Source organism: Methylocella sp., assembly GCA_037200525.1.
Lineage (GTDB): Bacteria > Pseudomonadota > Alphaproteobacteria > Rhizobiales > Beijerinckiaceae > Methylocapsa.
The window spans coordinates 4,273,088-4,299,666 of the sequence record JBBCGG010000001.1; the positions used below are offsets into that span (position 1 = coordinate 4,273,088).

The window sequence follows — 26,579 nt, forward strand, 5'->3', positions numbered from 1 at the left end:
CGGCCCTTACTCCGCCGGACCGGCGGATGGCTGCCCGGGCGGCATAGCGGCGCGCTCTTTCGCAAGGCGCTCTTTCGCAAGCTGGTCGTCAAGCCAAACGTCGTGATGCTCTTTCGCCCAATTGAGATCGACTTCGCCTGTCCCCATCGCTTCGAAAGCGCCTTCGATCCCAAGCGTACCAATATAGATATGGGCTAGGATCACGGCGATGAAAAATACGGCGACGACAGCGTGCACGCCCTGCGCGATCTGCATCCCGAAAATATTCGTCACGTAAAACGGGAACAACAGCAAATAGCCCGAAACGCTCACGGCTATGCCCGCCCAGAAGGCGAACCAGAACACCATTTTTTCGCCAGCGTTGAAGCGCCCTGCCGACGCATGCTTCGACTTGAGCATGCCCCCGCCCTGCTTCACCCACTCGATGTCGATCTTGCCCGGAATATTGTCCTTGACCCACATTGCGATGATCAGAACGAGGCCGGCTACGAACGAGAAGCTGATGAAATTGTGGACGTATTTGGCGACTTCCGCAATGCTGGTGAATGCCTCCGGGCCAATAAGCGGGCGCAGCACCAGCTTGCCGAAGGTGATATTCAGTCCGGTCAAACCGAGAATCACGAACGACCCCGCCGTCAACCAATGGGCGAAGCGCTCAAAAGCGTCGAAGCGGCGCACCTTTATTCCTGAGCGCCCATTTTCGATCCGGATCTGTCCCCGGATCAAATAGCCAAGGGCTAACACCGCGATCATGCCGAGGATCACGATCGCGCCCAGCCAGTGCAGGAGGACTTCGTGGAAATATTGCCACACACGCCCTGCCGGCTGCATCAATACGCTCGCCCTTTGATCGGGAATGTCGATGCGGCCCTGGATGCGCGGGAACTCTTGCAGCAGCGTGTGTTCGCTCGAGACGCTCGCGGTCGGATCAGGCGAACCGTCGGGATTGCGCTGCTGCGCGAACGCCGGCATCGCGGCGGCGAACGCGACTAGAATCGCCAATGCGCCAAGAGCGCCGCGCAGACGCGCGAGGGCCCGCGTCATGGTCTTTCTCCTTCAGGATGAAGGGCGTCGGCGACGAGGACCGAAACCCCCGCATGATAAGCCGTCATCCAACCCCACGCGCCAGAACCATAACCGCGCGTCAGCACACGCTGCTTATAGATTTCGGCGATGATCTCGCCGTCGCCGGCGAGCAATGATTTCGTAGAGCACATCTCGGCGCAGAGCGGCAACTTGCCTTCGGCGAGGCGATTGGCGCCATATTTCTCATATTCCTCCGCGCTGCCGGTGACTTCGTCTCCCCCGCCACCCGCGCAGAACGTACATTTGTCCATTTTGCCGCGCGACCCAAAATTGCCGATGCTCGGATATTGCGGCGCTCCAAATGGGCATGCGTAAAAGCAATAGCCGCAGCCGATGCACAGATCCTTGTCGTGAAGCACGACGCCTTCTTCGGTAGGAAATATGCAGGTCACCGGACACACCGCCGCGCAAGGCGAATCGGTGCAATGCATGCAAGCCATGGACACCGACCGCTCGCCCGGCTTGCCGTCATTGATCGTGACGACGCGCCGGCGGTTGATGCCCCAGGGCACTTCGTTCTCGTTCTTGCAGGCGGTGGCGCAGGCGTTGCAATCGATGCAGCGGTCGGCGTCGCAGAGAAATTTCATCCGGGCCATAATCCGTCCTCTTACGCTGCTCTGATCTGACAGAGGGTGGCCTTCGGCTCCTGCATGCCCGTCGCCGGATCGTAACCGTAGGTTGAGAGCGTATTGATGCTCTCGCCGAGCACGATCGGATCAGAGCCCTTCGGATATTTGTCGCGCTGGTCAACGCCTTGGAACCAGCCTGCGAAATGGAATGGCATCCAGGTTACGCCCTTGCCGACCCGCTCCGTCACCAACGCCTTCATCCGCGCTTTCGAACTATTTTCAGGTCCGGTAACCCATACCCAAGCGTTGTTGATGATGCCGCGCTCGCTCGCATCCGCCGGATTGATCTCGACATACATGTCTTGTTTCAATTCAGCCAGCCAGCGGTTGGAGCGCGTTTCCTCCCCGCCGCCCTCATATTCAACCAGCCGGCCGGAGCTGAGGATCAGCGGGAAACTCTTCACGATGCCTTTGTCGACGGCTGCATGTTGCACAGTGAATCCCATATTGGGCATCCGGAACTGCCGGGCGTCCGGCGGCGTCGGGAATTGAGCGACAAGATCGGGACGCGGCGTATAGATTGGCTCGCGGTGCACCGGTATGGGATCGGGCAAGTTCCAGGCGTTCATACGCGCCTTGCCATTGCCGTAGGGTACGCAGCCATGCTCGATCGCAACGCGCTGAATGCCACCCGAGAGATCCGTCGCCCAGGAAACGGAATCGGGGTTGGCGGCGTTCACTTTCTGGATGGTGGCCAATTCCTCTGCGCGGAGGTCGCCATCCCAGCTGAGCTTTTTGAGCACGCCGAGCGTGAACTCGGGATAGCCGTCTTTTATTTCCGAACCGACCGAATAGGACCCGTCGGAGAGCAGATTCTCATGCATCTCCTGCTCGACCTCATTTCCATCCACCATCACTTTGCGTTTGACCACACGCTCGACGCCGAAGCGGGCGCGGAAGGTGCCGCCGCCCTCTTTCACGGATAGATTGGTGTTGTAAAGCACAGGCGTACCCGGATGCTTGAATTCTGGCGTCCCCCAGCACGGCCAAGGCAGACCGTAGTATTCGCCGCCTACCTCCGGAGCGTCTTTCGGGGCTCGCATTGTAACCACATCGAATTTCGACTGGTTTCTCATATGAGCCTGGAGCCGCTCCGGCGATTGACCGCAGTAGCCGGTCGACCAGCCGCCGCGATTGATCTCGCGCAGAATGTCTTCGGCCGAGACCGCGCCATTTTCGACTTTGATGTTTTTGAACAGCTTGTCCGCGAAGCCGAGTTTGCGAGCCAGCATGTACATCGTGTCGTAGTCGTTCTTCGATTCGAAGGCCGGCGGCACCACCTGCTCGCCCCATTGCAGCGAGCGGTTGGAGGCGGTGCGCGATCCGTGCATTTCGAAACTGGTGCAGGCCGGCAATAAATAAGTGCCGTCTTTCCGCCCGGAGAGCACCGACCAGGTGGTTGGATAAGGATCGCAAACAACGAGGAGATCGAGCTTTTCGATGCCCTTCACCGACACCGGCATTCTGGTGATCGTGTTGGCGCCATGTCCCATGACGAACATGGCCTTCACATTGTCGGGCTGACTGACTTGCTCCTTCGGCAACAAAGTGGCGTCAAACCAACGCGTGCTGGGAATGCCGGGAGTCTGCATGAACGTCTCGCTAACGAAGCGCGAGCGCATCCAGTCGTAGTCGACTTCCCAGACCCGGCACCAATGCTGCCAAGCTTCTTTGGAAAGGCCGTAGTAAAGCGGCAGGGTCGTTACATCGAGGCCGACATCGGTCGCGCCCTGGACATTGGTGTGGCCGCGGAAGATATTCGCGCCATTGCCAAAATTGCCCATATTTCCAGTGGCGAGCAGAAGAATGCAGCTGGCGCGGACATTCGCCGTTCCTGTCGTCGACTGGGTCTGCCCCATCGCCCAAATCAACGTCGCCGGCCGCTGTGTCGCGAAAATCTCGGCAACGCGCTTCACCTGCGCCTCGGGAAGGCCGGTTACGCGCTCGACCTCTTGCGGCGTCCATTTGTCGATCTCTTTGCGCACATCCTCAAGGCCGTAGACGCGCTGGTGAATGAATTCTCTGTCTTCCCAACCGTTCTGGAAAATGTGCCAAAGCATCCCATAAATCGTCGGAATATGCGTCCCAGGACGCACCCGGACGTATTCCGTCGCGTGCGCGGCGGTGCGCGTCATCCGGGGATCGATGACGATCATATTGGCGCGGTTAAGCTCTTTTCCCTCAAGGATATGCTGTAGCGATACCGGATGCGCTTCGGCTGGATTGCCGCCCATCACCAGAATGGTTTTCGCGTTGCGAATGTCGTTATAGCTGTTCGTCATCGCGCCATAGCCCCAGGTGTTGGCGACGCCGGTGACGGTGGTGGAGTGACAGATGCGGGCCTGATGATCGGAATTGTTCGTGCCCCAGAAGGCGGCGAACTTGCGGTTGAGATAAGCGGCCTCATTAGTGAACTTGGCCGAGCCAAGCCAGTAGACAGACTCCGGCCCCGCCTTCTCGCGGATATCCAGCAATTTGTCGCCGATCTCGTCGATCGCCTGATCCCAGGAGATCCGGGTCCATTGGCCGTCAACAAGTTTTACCGGATAACGAAGCCTGCGGTCGTTGAGCACGTCGTCGCGGACCGCGGCGCCTTTGCAGCAATGCGACCCGCGATTGATCGGGCTGTCAAAGTCCGGTTCCTGGCCGATCCACACTCCGTTTGAGACCTCGGCTATAACCGAGCAGCCGACGGAGCAATGGGTGCACATATTCTTGCGCTTTTCGACGTTGGCGCCCGGAGCGGGAGGGGGGCCGGCCGCGGCCTTTTGTATTCTCCCGAGCGGCAATGCTCCAAGCGCCGCCAAGCCTCCGGCCGCGAGCCCGGAACGCCGCAGAAAGCTACGGCGATCGGGGCCGCTGTCAATTTGACTGGCGAAGGAGCCCGCGAGCGGGCTGCGACGGGCTTGACGTTCCGACCGCTTGATCAGCATTTATCGCTTCCTCACTTCGTCGGATAACGATTGACGCGATAAAACGTCTGCACTTCGGCCGAATTGGGCTCGTACATCGCTCTCCGCTTATTGATGGGAGACTCCGCATGGGCCACGGTCGGCCTCAGCGGGGCCGCAATCGCGGTCGCCGCGACGCCAGCGGTAGTTATTCCGCGAAGCATGTCGCGCCTTCGAATCATGCGCTGTTCGTTCATAGAGGAGTCCTTCACAAATCGGCTTTCCACAAATCGGCTTTCCCTTGAAAACGCCAAACTCCGCACCTCAGCCTCGTGACCAATAACATATCAATTTATCTGAGAAACGGGCCGCCCACAATTAGAATAAATTCAAATCCATGTCGGGGCCTCAGCAAATGTCCTTTGTTATCATCGACATACGCGCCCTTGGACACTATCGAAACTGGCCATGCTTGCGATGTGGATGCGCGACAAAAAGCATCAGAGGCGAACCGATCCCCCATTGGCATGCTTCTGAGCAGCGGTCATGCCAAGCAAGGCCGGAAAGATCGCGACGGCAAAAGTGATTTCTTCTGTGCTACGATACGCCGCCGTCTTCTTGATTGAGGTTGACATCGCATGCTGGCGCTTATCGGAGCTATGGCTCCCGCCGCCCTCTCTCAACTCCCAAGCACGTCCACCTCGCGCTCTATTGCGAAATCGCAAGAACGGGCAGCAAGCCGGATTCCTTGAGAATCGCCTGCCCTTTCTCCGAAAGGATGAACAGCGCAAGACGGAGCGCATTAGGGTTCATCGACAAAACAACCATGCCGTAGATTGGATGAACATCAAGACTTGCGGGAAACTCGATCGCCGCAACGTCCGGCGCTTCTTTTTCGATCGCCGCGGCGCCGCTGCAATAAGAGATCATCAAATCAGTCTGGTCGTTCAGAAACAGGGACGCGGCTACCCCGCGCCCCGGCGCCGGGGGGACGGGATTTTGCCCTGCCGTCAGATGCTGCGCCTTGGCGCGGAGCGTAGCCCCAGCGCCGGGGCGCACAGCATCAATGCGATCGAAAATCGCGACTGCATAGTCTCCCGCCGGGTCCTGCACCGGGGTTGACGCGGCGAGACGAAGGTCCTTCGTCAGCAGGCGGTCGACCAGATTGTCCTGCGTCACCCCAACCGATTTCCCCGCAATAAGACACATCTCGTTCCGCGCGAAAGCAATCGCAGGCGCGACCGCACGTCTGGCATCGGCGAGCATGCGCGGCGATCCCATGTCGGCGGACAAGAAGAGATCGGCGCTTTCGCCTCCCTCGATGCGCTGACGCAACAGTCCCGATCCGCCGAACGTCGGCTTAACCTCGACGTCGGAAGGAAGCCCGGCCTCTTTTATCAACGCCGCGACAGCGGTCCGGAGACTGCCGGCGGAATAGACGCTGATTGTTTCAGCTCGGGCGGAAGCGATGATTGCGACGCCGCCAACCGCCGCAATCGTCAGAGACAACCAAAGGCGCGACCGAGCTTTTGCATTCGATCGAGGTGCTTCCATCCGAATACTCCCTTTTTGCATATTACTCCCATATCAGTCTCAAGCGTAACATCGGCCGAACGTAAGCCGCAACGGAGCCCGCGCTGGCGAAGCGTTCGAGCCCCGATATGACTGGATCAAAGCGTCAGAAATCGAGTTCGAGGCTCGCTTCGAACGTCCGGGGAGTGCCGAGATAAGCCGTGTTGGCGCCGGGACTGCCGACGATCGTGCCATCCGCGACCGAGACGTAATATTGAGCGTTGGCGACGTTGATGACTTGAAACCGGAAGGTCGCGTGATGACCCTGGAAGCTCGTCGAGTAACGCGCGCCGAGATCGAAGGTGGCGTAGGGATCTGCGAAGGAATTATTCGTGTTCGTCGCGGCGCGGGAGCTTTCGTAGTGCACCGCCGCCGTCAAAGCGCCGCCCTGGAAAAAGGCCGGATGATAGTCGGCGAGGAAGTCGCTTTTGAATTGTGGGACGCCGACCACCAGTTTGTCGTTGGTTAGAGCATTGTCCGTTCCAGCGAGGCGCGCGTCGATCCAGGTGATGCCGCCGAGCACGCTGAGGTCTGGCCTCACGCTGCCTTGCGCGAAGAGCTCGACGCCGTAATTGCGTTGCAGGCCCGCGACCCCGAAAATCTCGGTGACGGGATCCGTTATCGCCAAGGGGCGCGTCATGCGGAACGCATCGAGAGTCACCAATAGATTGTCGGTCACGGCATATTTTGCGCCAATCTCATACATGGTGTCGTGATAAGGCGCCAAGATGAAGTTGGGATTAGCTGCGTTGGTCGGGGCGACGTCGCCTTGTTCGACGCTGTTGGCGTAAGTGAAGTAGGTCGTGATCTGTGGGATCGGCTTATAGATCAGGCTGACAGTTGGGCTGAGGGCCGCGTTTTCTGAATTTGCGCTTGTGATGGCGCCGCTCGCCGCGTAGCTTTTCGAATTAAAGAACGAGGTGCTGAGGACGCCTTGGAGCGCCCATTGTTCGTTAAAGTGAATAGTATCGCCGGTGATGATCGATTGGTTGAACAGATAGCCGGACAGGAATTGACCGCCGTTCGCCGGAACCGGAGGCAGCGGGAAGATGATTGAATTGGCGAGGCTCGACGTGCCGAGCACCTGCGCAATGTTATTGCGATAGCTGTACATGCCATTGTAGAAGCCGTTCGTGCCGATGGTCACGTCGTTTACGAAGCCAAGGAACGTAACGTGTCCGTTAAGATAGGCGCTGTTGCTCCAGATCGTGAAGCGGGGAACGGCGGTGAAGTTTTTGGTGACGGTAAAGTTGCCGTTATTGTTGGTCAGCGCATTGGTGATGCCATAAAGATTTCGCACGGCATTTTCATAGAGGCCGCCGATTTCCAGATGCCAGTCACCGTCGAAATCATGTTTGAATTTGGCGAGGCCGGTGTCGGATCGCAAGTTCACGCCCGCCCCTGGCTGGCCTAGGCCGGTCTGCAGCGCGCTGGGGGCTTGCGGAAGGATCGTGCTCTTGCCGCTATCGTATACGATGCTGCCGGGCAGCCCGGTCCCGTCGGTGGCGTAATGATCGAAGTTCGTCTCGATGACAGTCTGATTATCGATGTGATAATCGAGGGCGATGCTGGCGAGCGTGCGATTGACATAGGAATCCTGCGCATAGCTCTCGCCCTGGCCATGGGCGAGGTTGATGCGATAGCCTATCCTGTTGTCGGGGCCGAAGGTCCCTCCGGCGTCGACTTGCTCCGTGAAGATGCCCTGCGAATCAAAGCTCTCGATGTAGCGGAAGATCGGCACGTCAGTCGGACGCTTTAGGATATAGTTGAAGACGCCCGCTGGCGTTTGAGGCCCGTATAACGCGCCGGCGAGACCGCCCAGGACCTCGACGCTTTGGAGGTTTTCCGCGGCGATCGCTGTCGTGCCGATGATGTTGAGGCCGTCCATCCGGGTGTTCTGAACGACCGTCCCCTGGAAGCCGCGGCACTGTGGCCGCGAGATGTCAAAACCTTGCTGATCTCGGATCTCTACGCAGGGGAGATATTTTAGGATGTCGTTGACCTGCTGCGCCTGCTGGTTGACGATCACGTCCTCCGGCACGACCGTGATCGACTCGGGCGTATCGAGGATGCTGCGGTTGCCGAGCGGGCCGAAATTTGCCTTCTCCGTATGGGTCTGCGCCTCTGAGGCATAAGCAGGGGGCGCGGAGGGCGCCGCCTGGGGCGCGCCGCCGCTGACGTTGACCGGCGCCAGTGGGACCACTCCAGCATCCGCCTGCTGCGCCTGCGCCAGATCGCTCGCGAACAACAAGGCGCCGAAGGCCGCGCTGACGCGTAAAGCTATTTTCTGCGGTCTCCCACTCCTGTAAATAGAGTAGATTCGGCGGCCTACCCCGGTCTGACCAATCGCCTTATCGTAATTCAGTGGAACTTTCGTGGGCATGACATATCTCGCAATCTTTTATATAGCTCCACCATAGCGTGTTCGCTTAAGATGCAATATGAAAAAACGCTTGGTGGGGCCATCTTCAAAGAATCCTGTCGACCAGCCGGCTGCCGAGCAAAAGCGAACGCTGGGCGCTCAGATCGCGCGCGCGCGAATATGAATTTCTCGGAGACTGTTGCAAATTTACCCGGTTTTTTTGGCATCAATATGCGGGCCCGCGAAACGCGCCGGCGTCTTGAGGTCCAGGCCTTTTTTGGCAGGCTCGGCATGTTTGCGGCATATGCCCGCGTCCAGCACGCAGACGCGGGAGAAGTTCGGATGGGAACCGACTAGACCTGGGTTGATCGCCGATCTCGAACAACTGCGCGTGTCCGATAGCAGACGTTCGAATCCGAAGCGCGGAAGATCACACCGAAGGTCGTGGTCTTGGGCAAGCCAAGGCGTAAATGGCCACGATCGCCGCAGCGAAGCCTGAAGCCGCGCCGACGCCAAGCGCCCAGCGTGGCCCGCAATGGTTGGCCACCCAGCCGACAATCGGCGCGCCGATCGGCGTGCCTCCGAGCGCGATGCCGACGCGGAGCGCCATCACCCGCCCGCGCATGGCCGGCTCGGTCGAAAGCTGCATCAGGCTGTTTGTCGTATTGGTGAAGGTGAGCGCCGCCGCGCCGATGACGACGAGCGCGGCGGCGAAGAACCAGTAGCCCGGCGCGATGGCGGCCAGCGTGCAGCCGAGCCCGAAGACTGCGGCGCCGGTCAGCAACAACGGGAACCGGGGCTTCTCACGGCGAGCGCCCAGAAGCGCGCCCGCCACCGTGCCGATCGCCATTATCGACGACAAAAGGCCGTATCCGCGGGCGTCTGTGTGGAAGACGCCGACGGCCATGGTCAAGATGAAAATTGGGAAGTTCAGGCCGAAGGTCCCGATCAGGAACAGCATAACCAGGATTACTTTGAGATCAGGGCGACCCCAGACATAGCGGAACCCCTCGGTGAAGCTGCCCCTGGCCCGGTGCGCCCTGGCATTCGGACGAAGCTCGGCGCCGCGCAGAAACGCAAGGGAGATCAGCACCGCGACGAAGGAGGCGCCATTGATCAAGAAGGCCCAGCCGGCGCCGATCGCGGCGATGACCACGCCGGAGACGGCTGGCCCGATCATCCGTGCAGCATTGAACGAGGTGGAGTTGAGCGCCACCGCGTTGTGCAAGTCTTCATCGCCGACCAGTTCCGCGACGAAGGTCTGACGCACCGGCGCATCGAACGCCACCGCGCTGCCGAACAGGAAGGCGAAGATGTAGACGTGCCAAAGCTGGACGACGCCGGCGACGGTGAGAAGCCCCAGCATCAGCGCGAGCGCGCCCATGGTCGCCTGGGTGGCGATCAGAAGCTTGCGCTGATTGAAGTGGTCGGCTGCGAACCCTGTCCAGGGCAGCAGGAGGAGCTGCGGTCCGAATTGCAGCGCCATGACCAAGCCAACGGCGGAAGCGTCGTGATGTGTAAGCTGGGTCAGCACCAACCAATCCTGGGCCGTCCGCTGCACCCAGGTGCCGACATTGGAGACGAAGGCGCCGACGACCCAGACTCGATAATTGAACCCTCGCAGAGACCGAAAGACACGCGCAAAGGGAGCCTTCATGGATGCTCCGGCTGATTGCCGCCGTGGAAGCGGCCAAAGTGCCGAGCGGAAAAAAGTGCGATCAGAAGCGCACCAGCGCCGCATGCAAGTACGTCGCCTGTGTTCCTTAATTCAAAATCGCCGATGCGGCAGACGAGGACATAGCCGACGACGATATTGAAAAAGCCCCAGAGCACATTGACGGTCGACGACGAGAGTCCCTGACCCGGCGGCTTGGCGAACGGGCTCTGAAACGGCCTGCCCATCATGCCGCTGAAGAGATGGGGAATAGCGTTCGCCAGGAAGGCGCCGCCGAAGAAGTAAGACAGGAGCGAAAGCCAGGGCATCTCAGGCGCTCCTCGAGAGTAGGAGATCGATGATTTCTCGGCTCGAGCCCGTCTCGCCCAGCCGCGGAAAGATGTTTCTGATGCTATAATCGTGGGCCTCTGGACGTACGTCGGTAATGGCGTCGAGGGCGAGAGTGACATTGAAACCCGCCTCATAGGCTTGGCGCGCCGTCGCCTCGACGCCGGTTCCCGTCGAAACGCCCGCGATCACCACCTGGGTGACGTCCCGCGCTTTCAACAGAGCTTCGAGATCCGTGCTGGCGAAGGCGCCCCAGGTCCCCTTCGTCACCACAATGTCCCTGGGTTGTTGATTCAGCTCCGGGGTGAGGTCGGTCCACCCTTCCGGACGGGGACTCGTTTGACGAGGCTGTTCCGTCCGGCCTGGGGCGCCGCCGGCGACGTTGACGAGCGCCACCGGCAGGTCGCGCTCGCGGAAAGCGTCGGCGAGCGCCCGAGCCCGCGCGATGATGTCGCCAATCGGGTGGATAGCGGGAAGACCGATGATGCCCTTCTGCAGGTCGACGATAATCAGGGCGGTATTCGGATCGAGCGTGGTCAGCGCCATGGATTCTCCTCTCGAAATTTAAGATGGGTTCGATCGGGCGTGAGCCTCACAAACTTCCGTTAATCGTCGACGAGCCGCTTGAGCAGCTCCACGGCCTCCGCAAGCGTGTCCTGTTCATCCGGCGACAGACGCTCCTGGAGAGTACGGGTCAGCCAGTCCTGGCGCGCCGCGCGCCCTTCCTCGACCCATTTGCGACAGGCGTCCGTGAGCGAAAGGAGGGTCTGCCGCCCATCCGCTGGGTCTGGCGCTCCGCTTACCAGGCCAGCGCTCTCCAGCGCGGCGATGACCGGAGCTATCGACTGCGGCCGCATCCCCTCGGCTCGAGCGAGGTTCGACGCCGTGGCGGGGCCGTCCTTCTCCAGACGAAGCAGCACCGACGCTTGGGAAGGCGTCAGGTCCCCGACATGCGCCTGTTCGCGCAGCCGGCGCTTCAGCTTGCCGAGCAAAGCGCGGAGGTCTTGCGCCAAGGTTGAGGCGCGCATGACGTGCTGGTCGTCCCGTGCAGTGGCCATGCCGAACGGCCTATCATATCGACAGGTAATCTGTAAAGTCTATCTGCGGACTTGAGGCCGCGCCGCATCGTCACCTGCACATAGGCCATCGAGGCGCGCGACGGCCGCCGGCTTCGTCCTCGTCCGACAGCGTCCCGGCAGCGCCAAGGGCGTGATATTCATCACGCTCAAGTACAAAGGCGGCATCGCCAATCTGTTGGTCTGGACCAAGGTGTTCGAGCAATGCCGCCGAGTCGTGCTTTCGGGCGGCATGATCGCCGTGCGTGGCTGCATCCAGCGGCTCGCGCTCACGCGCATAGCTATTCTTGCGACTCCGCCTTTCGCGCGGTGCGACGCAATTGACGTGGCGGGTAGCCAAGAATTCGAATGAAGCTCTGACGCATGCGTTCAGAGTCTGCGAACCCCACGGCCAGCGCTATTGCCTCGATCGTCTCTTGGCCATCCTCTACGCGCGGACGCGCAGTTTCTACTCTCAAGCGCTCGACCGCCTTTGCGGGCGTCATTCCCGTGCCAGCAACAAAAGCGCGGCTAAATTGCCGGACGCTTAGGTTACCCACTTCGGCTAATTGCTCGACTGACACGGTTCGGACAAATGTTCGCGCGCGAAGATGAGCGCCGTTCGGATTCGATCCGATCCAGGATCAAGTTCGAGAAGTGACGAGTACTGCGTCTGGCCGCCAGGGCGCCGATAATACACCACAAGCAACCGAGCTACGGCGCGGGATCTCTCTCGGCCGAGATCCTCCTCAATCATTGCCAGCGCCATATCTATGCCTGCCGTCATACCGGCCGACGTCCAAATGCCGCCTTCATTGAGGAAGATTCGATCGCCCTCGACCCGCACCGCTGGATACATTGCCTGCAGTCTAGGCTCAGGACCTATTAAATTTGCCTGAGATGTGATTCCTGGTCTCCGCATGGGGAGGCTGGGATGAGTGATTTGTTTTTGTTGGGCGAGCGGCAGATGGCGCGGCTTGCGCCGCATTTTCCTCTGTCGCATGGCGTTCCGCGGGTTGACGACCGTCGGGTGGTCAGCGGAATCGTCTATGTGATCCGCAACGGCCTGCAATGGAAAGATGCGCCCAAGGATTACGGGCCGCACAAGACGCTTTACAATCGCTTCATCCGCTGGAGCCGGCTCGGCGTCTTCGACCGCATATTCGCCGCGCTCGCTGGCGAAGGTCCAAAGCCCGAGCGCATCATGATCGACGCCACGCATCTGAAGGCGCATCGCACAGCGGCGAGCCTGCTCAAAAAGGGGCTCTTCCCCGCCGTATCGGGCGCACGAAAGGCGGACTGAACTCGAAGCTCCACGTCGTTTGCGACGGCGCCGGCAAGCCCCTCGTCATGTTGCTCTCGGAGGGCCAGATGAGCGACCACAAGGGCGCGCGGCTGATGCTCAAGGCTTTACCGCCCGCTTCAATGTTGATCGCCGACAGGGGCTACGACAGCAACTGGTTCCGCGCCGCGCTGAAGGCCAGGGGCGTCGAGCCCTGCATCCCGCCAACCAGAAGCCGCAAGCTTCCCATTGCCTATGACAAGACGCTCTACCGCCAGCGTCACAAAATCGAGAACATGTTCGCCAAGCTCAAGGACTGGCGGCGCATCGCAACCCGCTATGATCGATGCGCCCACACCTTCTTCTCCGCCATCTGCATCGCAGCCGCCGTCCTCTTCTATCTCAATCAATGAGTCCTGAGCCTAGGGCCCAGACCCATAAAATGGTTGGCGTGAGAGGCGGGTTGTGATTCACAGCTTCCGAAAGGAAGCGACTATGAATCGGGATCAATTCTGGCTGACGGACGCGCAGTTCGCGAAGATCGCGCCGCATCTTCCCACGGACACGCGCGGCAAGGCGCGCGTCGATGATCGCCGGGTGATCAGCGGGATCATTCATGTGCTGAAATCTGGCGGACGCTGGATTGACGCGCCGCTGGAGTACGGGCCAAAGAAGACTCTCTACAATCGCTACGTTCGCTGGGCTGCTAAGGGCGTTTGGATCGATCTGTTCCACGCGCTTGCGCAAGCAGGCGGGCCGCCGGCGCAGGTCCTCATCGACTCCTCGGCGGTCAAGGCGCATCGCTCGGCCAGTGGCGGCAAAGGGGGGAGAAGAATCAGGCCATCGGCCGTTCGCGCGGCGGGCGCACAACCAAAATCCACGCATTGACCGATGCGGACTGCCGCCCGCTGTCTTTCATGCTCACCGGCGGCCAAATCGCCGATTGCTCGGCGGGCGCGGAGCTTATCGCGCGACTTCCTCCTTGCGAAATCCTCCATGGCGACAAGGGCTACGACGCAAATGCGATCCGTCGGCAGGTCGAGGAGCGCGGAGCTATGCCGAATATCCCGCCCAAGGCCAATCGCAGGTGGAAGAACTGCTTCTCGCCCTTCCTCTATCGAAACCGCAACGCCATCGAACGCATGTTCTGCCGCCTGAAAGACTTCAGGCGCGTGGCTACCCGCTACGACCGAAACGCATTAAACTTCCTCGCCACAGTCTGCATCGCCGCTACCGTTTGCTACTGGTTGTGAGTCTGGACCCTAGTGGCAAAACGCCAATGTGTCGTAGCGCGCCGGCCATCCAGGAGCCCGCTCGCTGCAAGCAGAAAAGCCCCCATGCAGACGCCGGCGGTACGGCGCGAGGCAGCCGCCGCGGCGCGAATGAAGTCGATCGTATCGGACGACGCCTTGCAATCTTTCATCCCGAGACCGCCGACGATGATGAACGTATCGATCCCGTCTGGAACGGAGACCTCACTCGTCACCTTAGCTCCCGAAGAACTCTCGACCTCGGCGCCGCGCGAAGCCTTTGTATGAAGGCGGGCATTTTGGAGTATGGAAGCGCGGCGTGATGCGTGACGGCGGCGACTGATCAGCGCCCTTTCGGAAGCCGTTCGCAGAAGCATACGACAGGTCCGACACAATCGAAGATCTGACGGACAAATCCTCGCGCAATCGCAGTTGCTTCCGCCTGAGGATCCAGCGCCTGACTGGTTCTATCGTCTTGTCGCCGCCGCTCCGCCGTTACAAGCGGATCTCGATTTACCCGCGGCGTTTCGCTCCGTCGGGACAATGACGCTCGAAGCCGATCCGCACAATGAGATCGCTGACGCTTGGAGCGATCTGCGCCTCACGCTTACGATCATGGCGGTTTTCTTCGGCATGGTGCTTGCGCTCGTCTTCTGGACAATCCGAAGTGCGCTGCGGCCCCTGCGCGATGTGTGCGACGCGTTCTCCGGGATCGGCGCAGGCGATTACGCCACGCGCATCGCGCCCATGCTCTATAAAGAACTTGAGCCGCTTCGCTATGGCTTCAACAGCATGGCGGCGCGGCTTGAAGAGATGGGCGCGCAAAACCGCGCGCTGCACGAACAAGTCCTGAGCCTGCAGGAAGAAGAGCGCGCAGAACTCGCGCGCGACTTGCACGATGATGTCGCGCCCTTTCTTTTTGCGGTTGGGGCGGACGCCGCAATGATCCGGCAATTTCTCCAGACGGGAGCGAGCGATAAAGTCAGCGCCCGCGCTGAAGCGATATCCGACGCAGTTCGCCACATGCAGAAGCATCTACGGAATATTTTGCGTCGCCTGGCGCCTGGCGCTCTTTTGGACCTCGGTCTCACCGGCGCCATCGACAATCTCATCGCCTTCTGGAAAGTCCGAAAGCCCGATGTGTCTTTCAGCATGAATGTCGCCAAAGTCCCCATAGATCCGCCAATCGACGCCGTCGTATTTCGCGTTGTTCAGGAAAGCTTCAGCAACGCAATCCGGCATGGAGCGCCCACCGCAATCGACGTCTGCATTACAGTGACAGGGTGGCAGGCGTCGATTATCATCGAGGATGACGGAACCGGCTTTCCAGAGGACCGCGCGCCAAATGGTTTTGGGCTTGCCGGGATGAAGGAGCGCGTCCAATCGGTTGGCGGCATCGTGAGCGTCCGCAACCGATCGCCGCAGCGGGGGGTCGTCGTCGAGGCGATTCTGCCGCTGCCGTCCAAACCATCGCTGGCCGCTCCATGTAAGATGAGTGTTCTGACAAGAAAATTCTGCTTGTCGATGATCACATGGTCGTACGCGAAGGCGTGCGGCGTCTCCTGTCCGTCTTCGTCGATGCGGTCGTTTTTCTAGAGGCTGCAACCATCCTCGAGGCGCTGTCGGTGTTTCGCGCCGAACATCCCGACGTCGTCATCCTAGACCTCAATTTGCCGGGCGCGGGCGGCCTTGATCTTCTGAAGCGCCTGCTGATCGAGGACCCGCGCGTGCGCGTGTTGGTTTTCTCAATGCACACGACGGCGCTTTACGTTGCTCGCGCGCTTCAGACAGGCGCAAAAGGCTACATCAGCAAGAGCGCGAGCGCCGAGGAGCTTGTAGAAGCGATTCACCAGGTGATGGGCGGCGGCCGCTATGTCGAGCGGGAGCTTGCCGCAGATCTTGCGCTGAACGTCTTTGGCTCCGACGATCCAGGCAAGACTTTTTCGGCGCGCGAGCTCGCCATCATGCGGTTATTGGCGAAAGTCAAGAGCCTTTCCGGGATCGCCGATACGCTCGGCATTTCGTACAAGACGGTCGCCAACGCCTGCACCGGAATAAAGCATAAGCTTCTCGTACAGCGCACCAGCGATCTGATTCGCCTCGCCGTAGAAATGCACGCGTCTTGACCGATGTTGCGGAGATCAAGCGTAGGCTTGATCAGGGTTTGATCACAAGACCCCAAGGCAAACGCCCGACCGTCACCGACCTTACGACCTTGAGGGCGGCGACATCGATGACGGCGACCCGGTTGGCGCGGCCGAGCGCAACGAACGCCGTTTTGCCATCCAAACTGAAGCGGATGCCGACCGGCGAGATCAATTCCTTACGGACGCCAGGCAGATGCCATATAGTTATTATTCTATAGGAATTTGCAGTTATTCTCCCCAATTATGGATTTTATCCTATTATTTTGGGAGAGTTTCGCTTCCAGCAAGGCCTATTCCCAACCTTTCGACACGACAAAGGCAGCATCGGTTGCTTTCTCGCGAGCATGGCCAGCCTGCTGATAGGCGCGCTTGTCCGCAGGCGAGGCAGCGCGCCAGCCTAGCGGCAGCGCGAAATCGTGTTCCACACCGGCGCGCACCGCGTTACCGGCGTAACGTCTTTGCTTCGTGCTGAAATTACTCCGACATAGGGAGCAGCAATATCAATCATCCGGAGAATCCCGGAATAAGAAAAATCAGTAATGAGGTTTGCATGTCGGTCCAGAGAAATTCAGCGTTGGCAGGTTTATTTTTGACCTGCTTCTTTCTTACGGGCGCGGCGGCCCGGGCTGCCGAGCAAGAAAAAGAACGGGTGTTGTCTGTCATCCATGGGGTCGCCGATGCTTGGGACCATGGAAATATTCCTGGAGCCGCCTTTTTTGAACCTTCATTGACGATCGTCGACGATACCCCGCCCTACCTCTTCCAAGGACGGAACGCTGTAGCAAACTGGATAAAGGCCTATCGCGACGCTCAACCAAAGGGCAGCGAAGGAGCTAAGGCCTCGTTACATTTCCTGGAGCCTCAAACTGTTGAGATAAAGGGCGCGCGCGCTTACGTTGCCGTTCCAGGGGAGTGGACGGTCGAGCAAAACGGACAGAGCAACGTCTCGCACGGCATCATTACCGTGATCCTCGATAGGGCGCGTCAGAATTGGCGCATCGCCACATGGGTATGGACGCCCCGGTAGAGGCATCGACGCGCGATCCGAATTCCTTCGGGTCCTGGGCAAGTTGCCCCACGCGGCCGGATCACGACATCGACTCGGCCAAGCGATCAACCGCGCACCCAACATTGCAAAAGTAACAGCTTCGTCTTGTGCTGAAATTAAGCCGACCAGGGAGTCGCCACGGTAATCGCTGCGCTTTTCGACAACCTTGAGCGGCAGGATCGCATGAAAGTTCTAATCGCCTCGACGCCTGCGACGGGGCACATCAATCCGATGTTCTCGATTGCGAGCATTCTGGTCGAAGCGGGCCACGAAGTTGTCGGTCTGTCGGCGAACGTCATGCGGTCCCCATCGAAGCATCCGGAGCCAAGTTTCGCGCTTTTCCGGCAGGGGCGGACTTGGACTTCCGAGATGTGGATGCGCTGTTTCCGGAACGAAAGCACATCCCTCTTGGTCCCGAACAATCGCGCTATAGCTTAGAGCGAGCGTTCATTGATCCTCTTCCCGCCCAATATGAAGGCCTGAAAGAGGTTTTGCGCGATTTTGATGCCGACGTCATCCTAGGCGACAATTTCCTTTTTGGCGTTCTTCCAATGTTGCTCGGGCCGCGATCGGAGCGGCCTCCCATTATTCTATGCGGCACGATGTATTTGCATTGCCGCCGAGACGATGGAGCTCCGCACCGCCTTGGCCTGCCGCCCGCGACCAATGACGCGCAGCGCGAGGAATACGCCGCCCACTTTCAAAAGATGGAAACGGCGCTTTCCGCGCCGGTCCATCGCTATCTAAATGCGCGCCTCGCTCGCTTTGGCGTTCAGTCACCGTCAACCGATTTGCTCGACGCCCTTGTAACCCTTCCGGACGCCTACCTTCAGTTGACAGTTCCAAGCTTTGAATATCCGCGCCTGAAATTGCCAAGCTCTGTGCATTTCGTGGGGACTCTTCCAATTATCCCGAAACAAGCCCCGCTGCCTTCGTGGGCGCACGAGTTGGATGGCTCGCGCAAGATTGTTCTGGTGACCCAAGGGACCGTATCCAATTTCGATTTCGGCAAGTTGGTCGTCCCGACCCTGGCGGCGCTGGCAAATCAGCCGGGCGTGCTGGTGATCGTCACGACGGGCGGCCGCTCCATCGACGCGATACCCGGTCCGATCCCCGGCAATGCGCGCGCGGCCAGTTATTTGCCGTTCGAATGGGTGCTGCCAAAGGCGGATGTCCTGGTCACCAACGGCGGCTATGGCAGCGTCAATCAGGCTCTGAGCTTTGGAGTCCCTCTTGTCACTGCGGGACTGAGCGAAGACAAGGCGGAAGTGACCGCTCGCGTCGGCTGGTCTGGGGTTGGAATTGATCTTGCGACCAATGAACCGACGCCGGAGGCGCTGCGCGATGCCGTCCGCACCGTGTTGGACAAACCAGAGTATCGTTCGCGCGCTTCAACTATGGCCAAGGAGTTCGCCAGCATCGACACGCGAGGCGAGATTCTGCGGATCATCAAGCAAGTCTCGCATGCTCCAGCCGATCAGGGCGCGCCGGTTTGCGCGAAGCGACAGGCGTAGCATCTTTGTTTTGCGCTGAAATTGCGACATGGAAACATGATTTGTCATTGCTACGATACTTCGACAATCAGAGCGTCGGGTGAAACATCATGCCAGATGTAAGGGAATGCGCCGACGCGGATAAAGCTCGCGTTTCGGCCGTGCTTGGGGCGGCGTTCCAGAACACCCGGCAGCGACCTTTGTCTTCCCCGACCCGGAGGTGCGCCGAGTGCGGCTTCCAAGATTTTTTGGCGTCGTCTTCGACACCAACGGTCCAAAGGGCGCTCGGTTCATGACGGTCAACGGCGAGGCCGCAGCAATTTGGCGACCACCTGGTCATGAACGCCATTCGTTTTTGGAGATAATGATGGATGGATGGTCGTGGCTGGCAGCCTCCGGCACAGCGATTGGCCGCGCGCTCGCTTTCAGCGCAGCCAGCGACAATAATCATCCGACGGAGCCGCATTGGTATCTTCACATGGCGGGATGCCTGCCCTCCGCCCAACGCAAAGGCTTTGGGAGCGCCGTCGTTCGGGCGGGACTCGCCCGCTCCGACGCCGATGGCGTTCCCGCATATCTCGAGACGGCCGAAGAATCCAATCTTCCCTTTTACGCCTCGCTCGGTTTTGCCGTCACGCATGAGTGGAAGGTCAAGAGCGGTCCTGCCTGCTGGTCGATGCTCCGCAGGCCCCAGTAAGGGCCGCTCGGCTAGGTTCAGCGGCAGGCGGTGACAGTCTGATAGCCGAGGAATTTGCCGTGAACGCCAGCGACCGGGCGATTTAACACCTCGCAACGGCCGCGGCTATCCGGGTTGGGGATTCCTTCATTCTGCTGAACAAGATTGGTCATTAAGTCCTTTGTATCATTGTTAGGGAAAACGCTTCCAACCGAGGCAGGGAGAGCCGCGTGGGCCTCCGTAAGGGCTGAGGCAGATAGGAAAAGACCCAGGGCGACGAGAGTAAGTTTGACCATTTTCATCTTCGAATCTCCGTGGAAAGGCCTCTTGTTCGCTTCGTGCGAACGAAAAGCGTGAAGCTTTCGAAGAGGAAGCTACGCACAATCGGCCAATGCCCATGTGGGCTTTCCCACATGGCTGTTCGCGGCCTCGATCTTTACAAAACCATCGAGGCGGCGATGGACGCGCCCCGCGCCCGGCCACAGCCTTGCGACATATTTGGTTTGCATTTCATCATGCGCCGTCGACTATTCTCGGCGCGAGATTGATAAACCGCCAGGCTGGCAAAGCGCTTTGAAGGCCCCGGAATCAGCCTCCTTGCAGAGCGGCAAGGCTGACGCCATGATTGCTGCGGCTAGGCCCGAGTGAACGCCCTTGGCATATTTGGGCTCCAAAGGAACTCTCGCGCCCACATTAGTCACAAATTTGCTGGCGCTGGTCGGCTCACTGCGGAAGAAACGCGACAACCGGGACAAATATCCTACTATTTCAAATAGTTACGATTCTGCTTTGGTGGATTTTTCCTCAGCCAATCGACTTATGAGGCCGTCAAAAAGTAACGCGCCACATCCGTCGGCCGGTGGACAGTGATTCATGATCTTGCTGGAGTTGGCGACTTTTCGAATAAGATCTTGAATTGAACAAACAGATCGGGACCATGATCCCTTCGATTCGAAGCCGCCCCATTCTCGGCCAATGAGAGATTGTCACGATGCCGCTGACCCATTTCCCGCCTTCACGTTTCGAACGGTCACGTCGCCGAATCGATCTAGCTTCGGCCATGGCTGCGATCGCCCTTTCCTTCGCTTGCGCCAGCTCAAACGCTGCGCCGGCGCTCGCCACGCCGGCGGCGGCGACGCCCGATGATCCTTCCGGACTGTGGTTCACCAAGAACAATGGGTCGATCATCAAGATTGCCCCCTGCGCCGCCTTTTATTGCGGCGCGCTGGTTTGGCTGAAGGAGCCAAACGACCCCGACGGCAAGCCAAGATCCGATAAATACAACGAGGATCCGGCCAAGCGCGGACAGCCGATGATCGGGATCGAGCTGTTGATCGACCTTGCGCCGGAAAAGGACCATTGGCGCGGCAAGGCCTATAACCCTGAAGATGGGAAAACCTACGACATCACCTTCAAAACCATCACCGACAAAACTCCCGGCGATAAAGCCGAGATCGAAGGGTGCATCCTAAAAATTCTCTGCAAGACGGACGTTTTTACCAGAACGCAAGCAATTCCTAAATCGGTTCCGGCTAAGCCATAAGTGGGTTCGCCGCACTTGGAGGACTCTTGCCGCACTTTCTTAATTGGACGATCTTGCCGGCATCTCGGCTAAGCTGGAACGCTGCGCCGAACGCGGATGTAATGCGCCGTCAATGTGACTGAACAAATCATGGAAACTAAAAGCCTGTGCCCACCGTCGAGCGCGAGTCGAGTCCTCGCCTGCGTCGGCTTGGCGCTTGGGCTCGGCATCATGTTGGCTCCTGCGGCGTTCGCTCAACAAGAAGCGTCCGGCAAGCCGAAGCCGTCATTCGCCACGCCGCTGCCGCCGGTGCGTCCGCCAGAATTCGACGGCAACCGCGCGACCGTCGACACGCCAGCCCCACCAGCCTTGTCGTCGCCTGCCGCCGCAACGCCGGGTTCCGCTGCAAATGCGGCTGCTCCTGCAAATCTATTACCGTCAGCGTCGCGCGAACGGATGCATGCGTGCGGACTCGAGTGGCAAAAGATGAAGCTGTCGGGAGCGGCGAAGAACAAAACCTGGCGTGACTTCGCGCAAGTCTGTCTCGCCGAATAGATCGCCGGGCGCCGACGCTATCGGAGATGTCCGCAGCCTTCTCGGATGCTGCTCGCCCATCGCAGCGGTCTTGATCGCCGACTTCGGCACCCCTGTCAGCTAAACAGCACGGCCCAAGGCATCGCCTCGGCGCGCTTCAACGACAGCCGACGAAGCCGGTGCAGCGACGAGTTCGAACGTCGACTCGCGCCGCCGCAGCGCCTGCCGCGCGCTGCGCGCCGGGAGTTGGAAACGGACAGCCAGGCTCAACAAAACCTCCCCGCTTAAACAGTGCGGGAAAGGGCGAGGCCAGCCGTCTCCATTGCTTCCGCGCCCATCGCCAGCGTTCGTCAGACAGTCTCGGGAGATGCAGGCGCAGATGGCCTGGGCTTCCGGGGAACGGCCTTGCGGACGACTTTCTTGACGCTTGCGGTTTTAACTGGGGCCCTGCGCACGGCCTTCTTTGCGGTGGACTTTTTCGCAGCAGCCTTTTTGACTACGCCCTTTCTCGCAACGGTTTTCTTCGCCGTCGCCTTCTTGGTCACAGTCTTCTTTGTAGCGGTCTTCTTCGTAGCGGTCTTCTTGGTGACCGCCTTGCGCGCTGCAGTCTTCGGCGCGGCGCTCTTTTTCGACGCGCTCTTCTTCGTCACCGTCTTTTTCGCAGCGGTCTTCTTCGCTGGCGCTTTCTTGGTGGTTGCCTTCACCATGACTTAACTCCCCTCCAATAAATTCGTCTGCCGATTTATTGCGGCGACGAGAGGCATACATAGCGTAGCGTTGTTAACAAGACGCGCAAGAGGCGTTGCTTCAACGCATTCACAATGGAGCGCCAACAAAGCAACGAGATTGCGTTCGAAATGGTTGCCGAGATCGTCCATCGACATCAAGAAATGATCAGCGCATCAGGCTTGATCAAGGTCGCAGCGATGTCTCTCTTGCTTGATGCAAGTATGCCTGCGCCTTACGAGCCGTCATGCGCCAAGCGTTCGCTACGGGTCTTCTTCGATAGCCGCGTTTGATTCGAAAGCCGTTGTTTTTTATAGGCTCTACTCTCCTTTGAGAGCGCTTTGCGATGTTGAGCATCGAGAAGAAACGCTGTTCCGTTCGCGCGATCTCGTAGCGTTTCGAACGTCAGTCATCCGCATCGATCGATGATGTTCGCGCACAGCATCGGGACGCGCATCGGGGCATGAAAAAGCAAAACGCGCGACGCCAGTTCATGCGCGCATTCAACGCAAAAAAAAATTCGTGCATGATGAAAAAAAAGCGGCGCAGCGGCATGGCCAGCGCTTCAATCGCGCATCTGATTCGCGAATCACCCAATTTGATTCGCGAGTCGTCGCCATTGCAAGCGCGTGTTGACGTCCCTCAAACGAGCCTCGCGCGGCCGCCGACGAAAGCCGCAGAGCGCCCGAAAGCCATTCAACGGCTGGTCGAAAACGACCCTAGATGCCGAGCTTGGATTTCAGTTCGTCGTTGACGGCTTGCGGATTGGCCTTGCCGCCGGTCTGCTTCATCACCTGCCCGACGAACCAGCCAAGCATCGAGGGCTTGGCCTGCGCCTGCGCGACCTTATCCGGATTGGCCTTGATGATTGCGTCGACTGCGGCCGCGATGGCGCCGACGTCGGTGACCTGCTTCAGGCCCCGCGCTTCGACGATAGCGCGAGGATCGCCGTCCTTATCCTCGGCGATAATGATCGCGAGAATGTCCTTGGCGATCTTGCCCGAGATCGTGCCGTCGGCGATGAGATCGACGAGCGCGGCGATCTGATGCGGCTTGATATGGGTCTGCGGCAGCGGCAGGCCGACTGAATTGGCGTAGGCCGCCACATCGCCGCTGATCCAGTTCGCGACGAGCTTGGCGTCGCGGGGGCCGCCAGCGTAGCCAACCGTCGCCTCGTAGTAGTCAGCGGTTTCCTTATCGGCGACGAGTACGCCCGCATCATAGGGCGGCAGCCCGTAATCCTTGATGAAGCGCGCCTTCTTGGCGTCGGGCAGCTCAGGCAGTTCGGCCTTGAGCCCATCGACATAAGCCTGGTCGAATTCGAGCGGCAGCAGATCGGGATCGGGGAAATAGCGATAGTCGTGCGCTTCCTCCTTGGAGCGCATCGAGCGCGTCTCGCCGCGGCCGGGATCAAACAGCCGCGTCTCCTGATCGATCGTTCCGCCGTCCTCGATGATGCCTATCTGGCGGCGCGCCTCGACCTCGATCACCTGTCCGATGAAACGGATCGAGTTGACGTTCTTGATTTCGCATCGCGTGCCCAGCGGCTCGCCCGGACGCCGGACCGAGACGTTGACGTCGGCGCGCAGCGACCCCTGCTCCATGTTGCCGTCGCAAGAACCGATGTAGCGCAAAATGGTGCGCAGCTTGGTGACATAGGCCCGCGCCTCTTCCGCCGAGCGCATGTCAGGCTTCGACACGATCTCCATCAGCGCGACGCCGGAGCGGTTGAGATCGACGAAGGATTCCGTCGCCGACTGGTCGTGCAGCGACTTGCCGGCGTCCTGCTCCAGATGCAAACGCTCGATGCCGACCTCGATCTGCTCGGTCGGCGAGATGTCGACGGCGACGATCCCTTCGCCGACGATGGGGCTTTTGTACTGCGAGATCTGATATCCCTGCGGCAGATCGGGGTAGAAATAATTCTTGCGATCAAACACCGAGCGCAGGTTGATCTGCGCCTTGAGGCCGAGTCCGGTCCTCACCGCCTGCGCCACGCATTCCTCATTGATGACCGGCAGCATGCCCGGCATGGCGGCGTCGACGAGCGAGACGTTGGCGTTGGGCTCATTGCCGAACAAAGTCGAGGCGCCGGAGAAAAGTTTCGAGCGCGACGTGACCTGGGCATGGATCTCCATCCCGATCACAACTTCCCAATCGCCGGTTGCGCCCTTGATGAGTTTGGATGGTTTTGCGTGCGTGTTCATGACCGTCCTTTACGCCTCAGCTAGTCCATGCCCAATTCGGTTTTGGCCCACCACTTCCGCGGCGGCTCGACCTTTGGCGCAGCCTGCTCGATTGCGCTCGCAACCGCGAACAAGGTCTCTTCATCGAAAGGCCGCCCGATCACCTGCAGGCCAAGCGGCAGGCCCTCGCTCGACGTTCCGGCCGGAACGGCGATGCCGGGCAGACCCGCCATGTTCACCGTAACGGTGAAGACGTCGTTAAGGTACATTTCAATCGGATCGCTGGAGCCTTTCTCGCCGAGGCCAAACGCGGCTGAAGGCGTCGCGGGCGTCAGGATCGCATCGATGCCGTCTGCATAGGCCCGTTCAAAATCCTGCTTGATCAGGGTCCGGATTTTTTGCGCCCGCACATAATAGGCGTCGTAATAGCCGGCCGAAAGCACATAGGTCCCGATCATGATGCGTCGGCGCACTTCCTTGCCAAAGCCCGCCGCCCGGGTGCTCTCATACATATCGGCGATGTCTTTGCCGGGAACCCGCAGGCCATAGCGAACGCCATCATAACGGGCGAGGTTCGATGAGGCCTCCGCCGGAGCCACTATATAATAAGCAGGCAAAGCGTAGCGCGTGTTCGGCAGCGAGATGTCGACGATGACGGCGCCCGCCGCCTTCAGCCATTCGACGCCCTGACGCCATAGAGTGTCGATTTCGGCCGGCATGCGATCCAGCCGGTATTCTTTCGGGATGCCAATCTTCATGCCTTTGATCGACCGTCCAACTGCGGCCTCATAGTTCGGCACGGGCGCATCGACCGAGGTCGTGTCCTTTGGATCATGACCCGCCATCGAGCGCAAAAGGATCGCCGCATCGCGGACCGTCCGCGCGATCGGACCGGCCTGATCGAGCGAGGAGGCGAAGGCGACGATCCCCCAACGCGAGCAGCGGCCATAGGTCGGCTTGATGCCAACGGTGCCTGTGAAAGCCGCTGGCTGGCGGATCGAACCGCCGGTGTCGGTCGCCGTCGCGCCAAAGCAAAGCTTCGCCGCCACCGCCGCAGCCGAGCCCCCCGACGAGCCGCCGGGAACCAATGGCGCATCAGATCCATTGCGCCGCCAGGGCGAAATCACCGGGCCGAAATAAGAGGTCTCGTTTGAGGAGCCCATCGCAAATTCATCGAGATTGAGCTTGCCGACCATGACCGCGCCATCGCGCCAGAGATTGGCGCCGACAGTCGATTCATAGGCCGGCGTGAAGCCTTCAAGAATATGGCTCGCCGCCGTCGTCTGCACGCCTTCGGTGCAGTAAAGATCCTTGATCCCGAGCGGAATGCCTTCAAGCGCGCCGGCCTCGCCCCGAGCGATCCGCGCGTCCGAGGCCGCCGCCATGGCCAGCGCCTTATCGGGGGTCTCCGTGATGAAGGCGTTCAGCGCCCGCGCTTTTTCGATCTCGGCGATCTGCGCCTCGGCGAGTTCGACGGCCGAGGCCTGCTTTTTTAAAAGCGCGTCGCGCGCTTCGGCGAGGGTGAGGTCGGTGAGTTCAGTCAAAGTCGCGTCCGTTCCAGACAAGGTTTTCGAAGGATTGAAGCGGTTGGCGCCGCGTTATTCGACGACTTTCGGCACTATGAAGAAATGATCCTCGCTTACCGGCGCGTTGGCGATTATGGCGTCGGCGATGTCGCCGTCGGTCACGACATCGGCGCGTTTCTTCATCGGCATCGGCATGACCGAAGTCATCGGCTCGACCCCGGCGACATCGACGCTGGCCAGCTCCTCGACGAAGCTCAAAATGGCGTTGAGCTCGCTTTGCAGGTGTGGAACGTCTTCATCATTGACCTTGATCCGCGCAAGATGCGCGATGCGCCGCACGGTCGCCTGATCGACGGACATCAGTTTTCCTCGGAATTTTGAAGTTTAAGCGAAGATTGTGCCTATAGCACCGCCGCGCCGCAGTGGGCAATGTTGCGGCCGATCTCTCTTCGAGGCGCGTAGCTGCGGCGCATAAAGCTGATGAAATTCATATAGGCTCGCGCGCCGAGCTTGACCAGATCGAGTTCGATGACGCTTGAGAGCGCGATCTCCAACGGAATCGATCGCGCGCTCTATGTCTTTGTTATATAGC

At 59.7% G+C, this 26,579-nt stretch carries 31 protein-coding genes and 2 pseudogenes; 13 read left to right on the forward strand and 20 right to left on the reverse strand.

Features of this window, described 5'->3' with window-relative positions; translation table 11 throughout:
• Positions 1 to 6: 6 nt before the first annotated feature.
• The 4 genes from WDN46_21030 to WDN46_21045 are packed head-to-tail and all read right to left on the reverse strand — an operon-like array spanning position 7 to position 4,863.
• A complete protein-coding gene (locus tag WDN46_21030) occupies positions 7 to 1,044 on the reverse strand; it encodes a formate dehydrogenase subunit gamma (protein MEJ0095797.1) in 1,038 nt (345 codons plus the stop codon).
• The gene (fdh3B, locus tag WDN46_21035) at positions 1,041 to 1,682 is read right to left on the reverse strand and encodes a formate dehydrogenase FDH3 subunit beta (GenBank protein MEJ0095798.1); all 642 of its coding nucleotides are present in this window, start codon (positions 1,680 to 1,682) and stop codon (positions 1,041 to 1,043) included. The genes WDN46_21030 and fdh3B overlap by 4 nt, the downstream gene beginning before the upstream one ends.
• A gap of 11 nt (positions 1,683 to 1,693) precedes the next feature.
• Positions 1,694 to 4,648, reverse strand: coding sequence for a formate dehydrogenase subunit alpha (locus WDN46_21040; GenBank protein MEJ0095799.1), 2,955 nt, complete (start codon positions 4,646 to 4,648; stop codon positions 1,694 to 1,696).
• Between the two features lie 11 nt (positions 4,649 to 4,659).
• Entirely contained in the window at positions 4,660 to 4,863 is a 204-nt protein-coding gene (locus tag WDN46_21045) for a formate dehydrogenase (GenBank protein ID MEJ0095800.1), read from the reverse strand.
• A gap of 189 nt (positions 4,864 to 5,052) precedes the next feature.
• On the opposite strand from WDN46_21045, the gene WDN46_21050 reads away from it, so the two are divergent.
• The gene (locus WDN46_21050) at positions 5,053 to 5,232 is read left to right on the forward strand and encodes a hypothetical protein (GenBank protein ID MEJ0095801.1); all 180 of its coding nucleotides are present in this window, start codon (positions 5,053 to 5,055) and stop codon (positions 5,230 to 5,232) included.
• An 82-nt stretch (positions 5,233 to 5,314) separates the two neighbouring features.
• Here WDN46_21050 and WDN46_21055 read toward each other — a convergent pair whose 3' ends face one another.
• From WDN46_21055 to WDN46_21080, 6 genes are all read right to left on the reverse strand, one after another.
• Positions 5,315 to 6,115 (reverse strand): extracellular solute-binding protein, encoded by an 801-nt coding sequence (locus WDN46_21055; GenBank protein ID MEJ0095802.1) that lies wholly within the window; start codon positions 6,113 to 6,115, stop codon positions 5,315 to 5,317.
• Between the two features lie 169 nt (positions 6,116 to 6,284).
• Positions 6,285 to 8,561 carry a TonB-dependent receptor gene (locus tag WDN46_21060; protein MEJ0095803.1) on the reverse strand — a complete coding sequence of 759 codons (2,277 nt, stop codon included), beginning with the start codon at positions 8,559 to 8,561 and terminating at the stop codon, positions 6,285 to 6,287.
• 409 nt (positions 8,562 to 8,970) lie between these two features.
• On the reverse strand, positions 8,971 to 10,197 hold the full coding sequence (locus tag WDN46_21065; protein MEJ0095804.1) for an MFS transporter: 1,227 nt from the start codon (positions 10,195 to 10,197) through the stop codon (positions 8,971 to 8,973).
• Positions 10,194 to 10,523 (reverse strand): hypothetical protein, encoded by a 330-nt coding sequence (locus tag WDN46_21070; protein MEJ0095805.1) that lies wholly within the window; start codon positions 10,521 to 10,523, stop codon positions 10,194 to 10,196. The genes WDN46_21065 and WDN46_21070 overlap by 4 nt, the downstream gene beginning before the upstream one ends.
• A gap of 1 nt (position 10,524) precedes the next feature.
• Positions 10,525 to 11,088: an isochorismatase family protein gene (locus WDN46_21075; GenBank protein ID MEJ0095806.1), complete on the reverse strand. Its 564-nt coding sequence runs from the start codon at positions 11,086 to 11,088 to the stop codon at positions 10,525 to 10,527.
• Between the two features lie 59 nt (positions 11,089 to 11,147).
• Positions 11,148 to 11,600, reverse strand: a complete 453-nt coding sequence (locus WDN46_21080) for a MarR family transcriptional regulator (GenBank protein MEJ0095807.1) — start codon at positions 11,598 to 11,600, stop codon at positions 11,148 to 11,150.
• 151 nt (positions 11,601 to 11,751) lie between these two features.
• Between WDN46_21080 and WDN46_21085 the strand changes: the two genes are divergently transcribed.
• A complete protein-coding gene (locus tag WDN46_21085) occupies positions 11,752 to 11,970 on the forward strand; it encodes a hypothetical protein (protein ID MEJ0095808.1) in 219 nt (72 codons plus the stop codon).
• Here WDN46_21085 and WDN46_21090 read toward each other — a convergent pair.
• The gene (locus WDN46_21090; GenBank protein MEJ0095809.1) at positions 11,900 to 12,181 is read right to left on the reverse strand and encodes a helix-turn-helix domain-containing protein; all 282 of its coding nucleotides are present in this window, start codon (positions 12,179 to 12,181) and stop codon (positions 11,900 to 11,902) included. The genes WDN46_21085 and WDN46_21090 overlap by 71 nt on opposite strands.
• 383 nt (positions 12,182 to 12,564) lie before the next feature.
• Here WDN46_21090 and WDN46_21095 point away from each other — a divergent pair.
• From WDN46_21095 to WDN46_21105, 3 genes and pseudogenes are all read left to right on the forward strand, one after another.
• Positions 12,565 to 12,702, forward strand: a pseudogene (locus tag WDN46_21095) (transposase).
• Positions 12,669 to 13,292 carry an IS5 family transposase gene (locus WDN46_21100; protein ID MEJ0095810.1) on the forward strand — a complete coding sequence of 208 codons (624 nt, stop codon included), beginning with the start codon at positions 12,669 to 12,671 and terminating at the stop codon, positions 13,290 to 13,292. The pseudogene WDN46_21095 and the gene WDN46_21100 overlap by 34 nt, the downstream one beginning before the upstream one ends.
• Before the next feature lie 82 nt (positions 13,293 to 13,374).
• A protein-coding gene (locus tag WDN46_21105; protein ID MEJ0095811.1) for an IS5 family transposase occupies positions 13,375 to 14,132 on the forward strand; the annotation gives its coding sequence in 2 pieces (ribosomal slippage) (positions 13,375 to 13,714 and positions 13,714 to 14,132; 759 coding nt in all).
• Here WDN46_21105 and WDN46_21110 read toward each other — a convergent pair.
• Positions 14,120 to 14,506 (reverse strand): DJ-1/PfpI family protein, encoded by a 387-nt coding sequence (locus tag WDN46_21110; protein MEJ0095812.1) that lies wholly within the window; start codon positions 14,504 to 14,506, stop codon positions 14,120 to 14,122. The two genes, WDN46_21105 and WDN46_21110, sit on opposite strands and share 13 nt — an antisense overlap.
• Before the next feature lie 55 nt (positions 14,507 to 14,561).
• Between WDN46_21110 and WDN46_21115 the strand changes: the two genes are divergently transcribed.
• Both WDN46_21115 and WDN46_21120 read left to right on the forward strand, forming a co-directional pair.
• Entirely contained in the window at positions 14,562 to 15,725 is a 1,164-nt protein-coding gene (locus tag WDN46_21115; protein MEJ0095813.1) for an ATP-binding protein, read from the forward strand.
• A complete protein-coding gene (locus WDN46_21120) occupies positions 15,662 to 16,255 on the forward strand; it encodes a response regulator transcription factor (protein ID MEJ0095814.1) in 594 nt (197 codons plus the stop codon). Before WDN46_21115 ends, WDN46_21120 begins: the two co-directional genes overlap by 64 nt.
• A 31-nt stretch (positions 16,256 to 16,286) precedes the next feature.
• Here the strand turns inward: WDN46_21120 and WDN46_21125 are convergent.
• Positions 16,287 to 16,475 (reverse strand): annotated as a pseudogene (locus WDN46_21125) (hypothetical protein).
• 305 nt (positions 16,476 to 16,780) lie between these two features.
• The gene (locus WDN46_21130; GenBank protein ID MEJ0095815.1) at positions 16,781 to 16,939 is read right to left on the reverse strand and encodes a hypothetical protein; all 159 of its coding nucleotides are present in this window, start codon (positions 16,937 to 16,939) and stop codon (positions 16,781 to 16,783) included.
• On the opposite strand from WDN46_21130, the gene WDN46_21135 reads away from it, so the two are divergent.
• The 3 genes from WDN46_21135 to WDN46_21145 all read left to right on the forward strand — a co-directional run bounded on the left by WDN46_21135 (position 16,926) and on the right by WDN46_21145 (position 19,514).
• Positions 16,926 to 17,303: a hypothetical protein gene (locus WDN46_21135; GenBank protein MEJ0095816.1), complete on the forward strand. Its 378-nt coding sequence runs from the start codon at positions 16,926 to 16,928 to the stop codon at positions 17,301 to 17,303. The genes WDN46_21130 and WDN46_21135 overlap by 14 nt on opposite strands.
• Positions 17,304 to 17,680: 377 nt before the next feature.
• Entirely contained in the window at positions 17,681 to 18,838 is a 1,158-nt protein-coding gene (locus WDN46_21140; protein MEJ0095817.1) for a nucleotide disphospho-sugar-binding domain-containing protein, read from the forward strand.
• A gap of 208 nt (positions 18,839 to 19,046) precedes the next feature.
• A complete protein-coding gene (locus WDN46_21145) occupies positions 19,047 to 19,514 on the forward strand; it encodes a GNAT family N-acetyltransferase (protein MEJ0095818.1) in 468 nt (155 codons plus the stop codon).
• 353 nt (positions 19,515 to 19,867) lie between these two features.
• On the opposite strand, the gene WDN46_21150 is transcribed toward WDN46_21145, so the two are convergent.
• Positions 19,868 to 20,002 (reverse strand): hypothetical protein, encoded by a 135-nt coding sequence (locus WDN46_21150; protein ID MEJ0095819.1) that lies wholly within the window; start codon positions 20,000 to 20,002, stop codon positions 19,868 to 19,870.
• A 551-nt stretch (positions 20,003 to 20,553) separates the two neighbouring features.
• On the opposite strand from WDN46_21150, the gene WDN46_21155 reads away from it, so the two are divergent.
• Together WDN46_21155 and WDN46_21160 are read left to right on the forward strand one after the other, a co-directional pair.
• On the forward strand, positions 20,554 to 21,036 hold the full coding sequence (locus tag WDN46_21155; GenBank protein ID MEJ0095820.1) for a DUF2147 domain-containing protein: 483 nt from the start codon (positions 20,554 to 20,556) through the stop codon (positions 21,034 to 21,036).
• A gap of 129 nt (positions 21,037 to 21,165) precedes the next feature.
• On the forward strand, positions 21,166 to 21,570 hold the full coding sequence (locus tag WDN46_21160; GenBank protein MEJ0095821.1) for a hypothetical protein: 405 nt from the start codon (positions 21,166 to 21,168) through the stop codon (positions 21,568 to 21,570).
• 329 nt (positions 21,571 to 21,899) lie between these two features.
• On the opposite strand, the gene WDN46_21165 is transcribed toward WDN46_21160, so the two are convergent.
• Positions 21,900 to 22,256 (reverse strand): histone H1-like repetitive region-containing protein, encoded by a 357-nt coding sequence (locus WDN46_21165; GenBank protein ID MEJ0095822.1) that lies wholly within the window; start codon positions 22,254 to 22,256, stop codon positions 21,900 to 21,902.
• A gap of 114 nt (positions 22,257 to 22,370) precedes the next feature.
• Between WDN46_21165 and WDN46_21170 the strand changes: the two genes are divergently transcribed.
• Positions 22,371 to 22,568 carry a hypothetical protein gene (locus WDN46_21170; protein MEJ0095823.1) on the forward strand — a complete coding sequence of 66 codons (198 nt, stop codon included), beginning with the start codon at positions 22,371 to 22,373 and terminating at the stop codon, positions 22,566 to 22,568.
• 426 nt (positions 22,569 to 22,994) lie between these two features.
• Here WDN46_21170 and gatB read toward each other — a convergent pair whose 3' ends face one another.
• Genes gatB through WDN46_21190 form a run of 4 tightly spaced genes read right to left on the reverse strand, consistent with a single transcriptional unit; the run spans position 22,995 to position 26,541 of the window.
• The gene (gatB, locus tag WDN46_21175; protein ID MEJ0095824.1) at positions 22,995 to 24,482 is read right to left on the reverse strand and encodes an Asp-tRNA(Asn)/Glu-tRNA(Gln) amidotransferase subunit GatB; all 1,488 of its coding nucleotides are present in this window, start codon (positions 24,480 to 24,482) and stop codon (positions 22,995 to 22,997) included.
• A gap of 20 nt (positions 24,483 to 24,502) precedes the next feature.
• Positions 24,503 to 26,005, reverse strand: coding sequence for an Asp-tRNA(Asn)/Glu-tRNA(Gln) amidotransferase subunit GatA (gene gatA / locus WDN46_21180; protein MEJ0095825.1), 1,503 nt, complete (start codon positions 26,003 to 26,005; stop codon positions 24,503 to 24,505).
• A 54-nt stretch (positions 26,006 to 26,059) separates the two neighbouring features.
• Positions 26,060 to 26,347, reverse strand: coding sequence for an Asp-tRNA(Asn)/Glu-tRNA(Gln) amidotransferase subunit GatC (gene gatC / locus WDN46_21185; protein MEJ0095826.1), 288 nt, complete (start codon positions 26,345 to 26,347; stop codon positions 26,060 to 26,062).
• Between the two features lie 41 nt (positions 26,348 to 26,388).
• A complete protein-coding gene (locus WDN46_21190; GenBank protein MEJ0095827.1) occupies positions 26,389 to 26,541 on the reverse strand; it encodes a hypothetical protein in 153 nt (50 codons plus the stop codon).
• Between the last annotated feature and the right edge of the window lie 38 nt (positions 26,542 to 26,579).